The following is a 1,353-nucleotide window of genomic DNA, read 5'->3' as shown; positions in this document are numbered from 1 at the left end:
GGGGCTTCGCCCGTGAAGGTGGACACGCGGTTGGTTGTCACGCGGCGAGCGTGAGCTTAGCGGTGTGGCGTCGGCGTTCGTATTCGTTCGGGCTGAGGTGGCCGTTGGCGGAGTGCCGGCGGCGGGTGTTGTAGCGGGTCAGCCAGGCGAACACGGTCCTGCGGCAGGTGGCGGGATTGCCGTAGTCGCGGGTGCCTTGGAGCGTCTCGCGTTTGAGGGAGGCGTGGAAGCTCTCGCAGGCCGCGTTGTCCGCGCTGCTGCCGACCGCGCCCATCGATCGGGTGACGCCCAGGTCAGCGCACAGGTCGGCGAAGGCCCTGGACCCGTCTTGCGCCCCGTGGTCGGAGTGGAACACGGCCCCGTCCAGGCCGCCGCGGGTCGCAGCTGCCATCCGCAGCGCGTCCGTGACCAGGACGGTGCGCATGTGGTCGGCGATCGACCAGCCCACGACCTTGCGGCTGAAGCAGTCCAAAACGGTCGCCAGGTAGAGGAACTCCCCGCCCGCAAGCGGCAGATACGTGATGTCGCCCATGTATTTGCGTCCCGGTTCCGGGGCGGTGAAGTCCCGCTCGAACAGGTCCGGGACGAGCGTCGCGGCCGGGTCCGCAACGGTGGTGCGGATCCGTCTGCGCAGGCGGACGCCGGTGATGGCGTGTGCGCGCATGACCCGAGCGACCCGCTTGTGGTTCACCCGCGTACCGGTCTCGCGCAGTTCCGCGGTCACCCTCGGCGAGCCGTAGGCGCCGCCGGAGTCGGCGTGGATCCGGCGGATCCGTTCGGCCAGGACCTGGTCCTCGCGTCGGCGGGCGGCTCTGGCGTCGGCGCCGCCGAGCCACTTGTAGTAGCTGGACCGGTTGACGTCCAGGACCTGGCAGAGCCGCTTCACCTCGTAGGCGTCCCGGTGGTCGTGGACGAACTGGAAGCGGCTCACCAGTTCGTCTCGCCGGCGAAATACTTGGCCGCCTTGCGCAGGATGTCCCGCTCGGTGGCCAGCTTCCGCTCGCTCGCCTCCAGTTCGGCGACGCGGGCCTCCAACTGCCGGATCCGTATCTCCGGATCGTCGGACACAGCCGGTCGTCCTGCCCCGGCCGACGCCGTCCCGCCCGCCCGAACGGCTGAAGTCACACCACGGCGTTCGCGGTCACGCAGCACCCACTCGCGCAGTGTCGCCCTGTTGATGCCCAGGTCAGCGGCGATGTCCTTGTAGGTCGCCCCGGGCGTGGACTCGTACAGGGCCACGGCATCGGCCTTGAACTCGTCCGAGTAGTCCTTCATCGCCATCGGCGGTGTTCTCGCTTCCTCCGGATCAAGCAGATCCAGTATCAGCGTGTCCACCCATCAGGGCGAAGGCCC

The 1,353-nt window shown here is 69.2% G+C and carries 1 protein-coding gene; it reads right to left on the bottom strand.

Going from position 1 to position 1,353, the window contains the following annotated elements; genetic code table 11:
* Positions 1 to 37 precede the first annotated feature (37 nt).
* Positions 38 to 1,281, bottom strand: a protein-coding gene (locus QSK52_RS39010; RefSeq protein ID WP_285741031.1) for an IS3 family transposase whose coding sequence is annotated in 2 segments (ribosomal slippage) — positions 38 to 942 and positions 942 to 1,281 — 1,245 coding nt in all. Because the reading frame shifts where the segments join, the coding sequence is not laid out codon by codon here.
* Positions 1,282 to 1,353: the final 72 nt, after the last annotated feature.

The sequence above is a fragment of the Kitasatospora phosalacinea genome (assembly GCF_030268885.1).
In the GTDB taxonomy this organism is placed as follows: Bacteria; Actinomycetota; Actinomycetes; order Streptomycetales; family Streptomycetaceae; genus Kitasatospora; species Kitasatospora phosalacinea_C.
This window is presented reverse-complemented; position numbering and strand designations above follow the sequence as displayed.